Genomic DNA, 3,857 nt, shown 5'->3' with positions numbered 1-3,857 from the left:
GCCTTCCACCACCAGTACGCGACCTTCTCGGTCTGCGGTAGAGCGTGTCCCGCGAGTGCCAGCGGTGCGGCTCCGATCAACGCCACGGTGACCGTGACCCGGGCAATATAGGTGCACAGCAAGGCGACGATCGCGCCAGCGAGAAACAGTCCCAGAAAGATGACGAAGATGCTTCGGTTGACGACACCGGTGGCGCCGGTGGGCCCGACCGGTGGCGCGATCGCGCCGAGAATGATGTTCCGCAACTGTTTGGAGGCCGTGTCCGGGTCGAGTCCCTGCCCGAGGATCGCGGNGGGCAACGGATTCGCGATTTCGATCGCCTTACCGGCCAGGAACTGCGACAGGGTCGCGGCCAGGAACCCTAGGGGAATGCGGGGAGCGATCTCCTTGATGGACGTCCGGGCCTGCACCGACTGGAACATCATGATCGTGATACCGCCGATCATGATGAGGATGCTGTAGGCGGCGACGGCGATGCCCCACGAGGTTGTCCACAGCTCGCCGATGGNCGGCAGCTCCNATGGTTTCGGTGTGGTCAGCAGCGTGCGGCCCAGCAGGTCCAACAAAGGGTTGAGAGCGGCGGTCACCAGGCTCCGGAAAAAACTGTTGATCGCGCTGGTGATACCGCGGGNGATCCAGCCGACAATGCCACCGCCGCCCCCGTCGCCGCCGGTGTCCGGCGCGGTCGGGGTGGTGTGCGCGGTCGGGGGCGGTGGAGTCGTCGGCTGAGGAATGCAGTCCTGGTCGTCTGCCGCACAAGGCTGCGGAGAAGCCGCTCCGGTTCCCGCACCGTCGGCGGGTCCGTCCGAGGGCGGGGTGTCGGTGCCGGCGGGCGGCACGTCTGCGGCCCAGGGCAGGCTGCCCGCCGGCGAGCCGGGCGACGTCGGGGAGGTTCCGGTGGTGTCGGCGGGGGGCTGGGGGGACGGGCCGGGTTGCGGGTCCGGCGTGGGACGGCCACCTGAGAGGGCTGCGGACGGCACTGTTGCCGGGGNGGGATCGGCGACGGCCAGCGCGGGAAAGGCGACGAGCAGCAGGAACGCGAACGCCGCCGTCCCGGCAAGCCGCACCCTCCGGCTCCGCCGGCGCCGGGCACGACCAGGTCGACGGTCCGTCGCAACGCGGGAGACGCTCGGCGCACCACCCGGGAGTGCGCCGGGTGCCGGGACGGCGGCGTCCATCTATGCCACCCCGACTATTTGCTTGAGCACCTCGACAACCACTGGGGCGAGCGCAGCCAGCCCGTAGCCCCAGGCAGCGTGGCGGAAGGAATCTTTAGCCTTGCCGACCTCGCCGGGCTCGCCGCCCGCTATCAGGTAGCGCACGCCGCCGATCGAGAGGAACACGGTCGCCAGCAGCGCCAGAATCCCCATGATCCAGTTGCGGATGTTGTCCAGGACCGTCTTCAGATCCGGCGCGACCGCCGGGGCCGGCGCAGGTGGCGCGGCGAAGGCCGCCACGCTGCCAGCGAGGACGAGCACGAGCACCACCGCCGTAAGCACCACCGCCCTGCGGAGCAGGGCGCAGCGGGCAGGACGGGCCTCGGGTCGAGCGGCGGTCGAGGTCATGCCGGTACCTCCGCGAGCGCACCTGCCGGCCGAGGGGATGCGGCGCGCCGGGCCGGCGGCGGCTCGGCCGGTGGATGTGGCCGGCGCGGAGCCCGGCTGGCACCGGCCGGGCCGGTGAGGTGGTCGACGAGGCGTTGCTCGGCCCGCTCCCGCAGCCGGGAGGCCCGGCGGGGCGCCGTCGCGTGGCGGGCGGCCCAGGCGCTGATCGGCATCTCGTCCAGGCGGGTCGCGCCGATCAGATCGGCTTCGGTGTCGGTCAGGACCCCGTCCGCGACCGCATCGGCCAGGACCTGTTCGGGACCGGCCTGGCCCGGACCGGACCACGCGGCCTCGGCCGCGGCGACGGTCTGGAACAGGTCCGGGTCGGGATAAGGGGTCTCCCGCTGCTGGACGGTCAACGCGAGCCCGGCCCGGTAAGCCGCCCACCGCAGGCGCACCGCGATCCGCGGCAGGTCCAGGCGGACAGTGGCCGCCGCTTCGAGGAACCCGGTGAGCACCTCGGCCTGCATGTCGGCGGTGTCGAGGTCGCTGTGCCCGCCGAGCCGGGCGCAGACCGCGCGCAGGGCGGGCAGCGCCATGCCGGCGGCGCCGACCGTCCACGCGCCGCCGTAACGACGGGAGCGGCGGATCACCACCGCCCAGGCGGCGTCGCGGACGGGCTGTGGGCAGGAGACGGCCAGCAGCCGGTCGCGCAGCTCGTCCAACGCCACCAGCCGCTCCGGCAGACCCGCCACCAGCGAGCCGTCCAGCGCCAGCGGCGCGGGGCCCGCGACCAGCAGGCCAAAGCAGTCCCGCAAGGTCGCCAGCGGCAACGCGGACACACCCCGGCCGGCCGGTCGTGGAGGAAGTGAAGACATTTCGTCGGGCATTACTGCCGTCCTTCGCTGTCACGGAAATGTGGACAGCTCCAAGGACGCCACGCCGTGCCCAGCAAAAAGCCAGAGCGATCTCCCAGTGAATGCACAGTGGAGCCCGCTGGCGCCCAGCAGAATCCCAGGGATCTTGTTTCGGTGTTCCCGCCAGCCTCGGAGCCGGGCCGACACCAGCGGCGGCCCAAGCCTGCACAGCAGGGCTGTGAGCTGCAACGCTGTGACATCTAGGAAGATCGCTGGGCATCCCAGCTGGCAGCACGGCCAGCCGACAATGACCCCAGCGAGAAAAATCTTGAAAAANGTTTCGAGCGGGCCATCCGAGCGCTGCCCAGCGATCTGCCAGCGATCAATAGTCCGGTCNGACTAGGCCCTGCCCAGCGAGAAAAATCTTGAAAAAGGTCGCCGGACTGGTGTCCGGAACATGCCCAGCAGACGGTCTCCTTTCACGGCCGCGAAAACACTCCGCCGTGAAAGGAACACCTCTTGATGCCCGTATCCGACCCTGACCGCGACGACCGCGTTGTCGTCCCCACGGGCCGGCCGGNGACCGTCTGGCCGTGCCCTCCCCCCAGCCCCGGCCGGCCGCCGGCCGGCTGGCTNGNAGCCGCTGTGGAACAGCTCGTCGTGACCCATACCCGGCCCGGTGACCCGGTCCTGCTGCTGACCGCGCCGCCCCAGGACGAAGCCGGACCACGCCGCGACGTCGCCGAGGGCGACGCCTCCGACGGGCTCGGGGACACCGTCTGGGCCGTCGCCCGACTCGACCGGTGCGTCCGGGTCCGTACCGGGCCCGCCGGCCCAACCCACACAGTGGCGGGGTCCAGACCCGGACTCGACCCGGCACCCGGTCGGGAGCCCGACGCCGAGGGACATCCGCTGGTCGTCACTGTCGTGAAACCGACGCGGACCGGCTGGTTGCCAGGTGTCCCATGGGCCCGTCTGGTCAGTCCCGCCGGCCTACTGGCCGTGATCACCCGCAGCGACAGCATCGCCGGCCGGCTGATCGACCCCACCGGCGACCTGACCGCCGCCACCGCCCGCCACGGGCTCGCGCTGCTCGACCGGGTCGTCCTGCTGGAAGNCCCCCTCGACGAACTCGACCAGCCACCCACCCCGCTGCCGGCCGCGACGGTGGCCCGCAGGGTGCACTCCGATATGNTGCTGTTCGCCCCNCTCGCAAAGTCCGTGGGTTCACGCCATCCGAAGGTTGTTCAGCCCGAACCCAAGTGGTGGTCAGGCGGGTTTGCCGGTCCGGGCGCTCGGGTTCACGGTGATTCCGAGGGGCCGTTCTCGTGAGGGCGGGTCAGCAGCTGGCGTGCGTTGTCGGCGTAGCGGATCGCGGTGGCGTCACAGACACCGAAGACGGCGGCGACCTGCAGGGGGTCGGCGCCGCTGATCAGGGCTTCCTCGAGCTGTCTGT

Annotated in this window: 4 protein-coding genes; all 4 read right to left on the bottom strand. The window is 71.2% G+C overall.

The features are described 5' to 3' along the window. Positions 1 to 992: 992 nt before the first annotated feature. The coding region (locus tag UK94_RS72400; protein WP_235490914.1) for a hypothetical protein at positions 993 to 1,178 on the bottom strand (186 nt) is incomplete at its 3' end. Further along, entirely contained in the window at positions 1,179 to 1,565 is a 387-nt protein-coding gene (locus tag UK94_RS31700; RefSeq protein WP_055752741.1) for a pilin, read from the bottom strand. Next, a complete protein-coding gene (locus UK94_RS31695) occupies positions 1,562 to 2,434 on the bottom strand; it encodes a hypothetical protein (protein WP_055752740.1) in 873 nt (290 codons plus the stop codon). The genes UK94_RS31700 and UK94_RS31695 overlap by 4 nt, the downstream gene beginning before the upstream one ends. A gap of 603 nt (positions 2,435 to 3,037) precedes the next feature. Then, positions 3,038 to 3,310: hypothetical protein (locus UK94_RS72395; protein WP_235490912.1), on the bottom strand; the 273-nt coding region annotated here is incomplete at its 3' end. Positions 3,311 to 3,857 lie beyond the last annotated feature (547 nt).

This window comes from Frankia sp. AvcI1 (genome assembly GCF_001420875.1).
Lineage (GTDB): Bacteria > Actinomycetota > Actinomycetes > Frankiales > Frankiaceae > Frankia > Frankia alni.
The sequence above is the reverse complement of the archived record's forward strand: the minus strand, read 5'-3'. Positions and strand labels throughout refer to the sequence as shown.

What these genes read in the sequence shown, in the direction of transcription:
- UK94_RS31700 (WP_055752741.1), bottom strand. Translation starts at nt 1,565, where the DNA reads ATGACCTCGACCGCCGCTCGACCCGAGGCCCGTCCTGCCCGCTGCGCC.
- UK94_RS31695 (WP_055752740.1), bottom strand. Translation starts at nt 2,434, where the DNA reads ATGCCCGACGAAATGTCTTCACTTCCTCCACGACCGGCCGGCCGGGGT.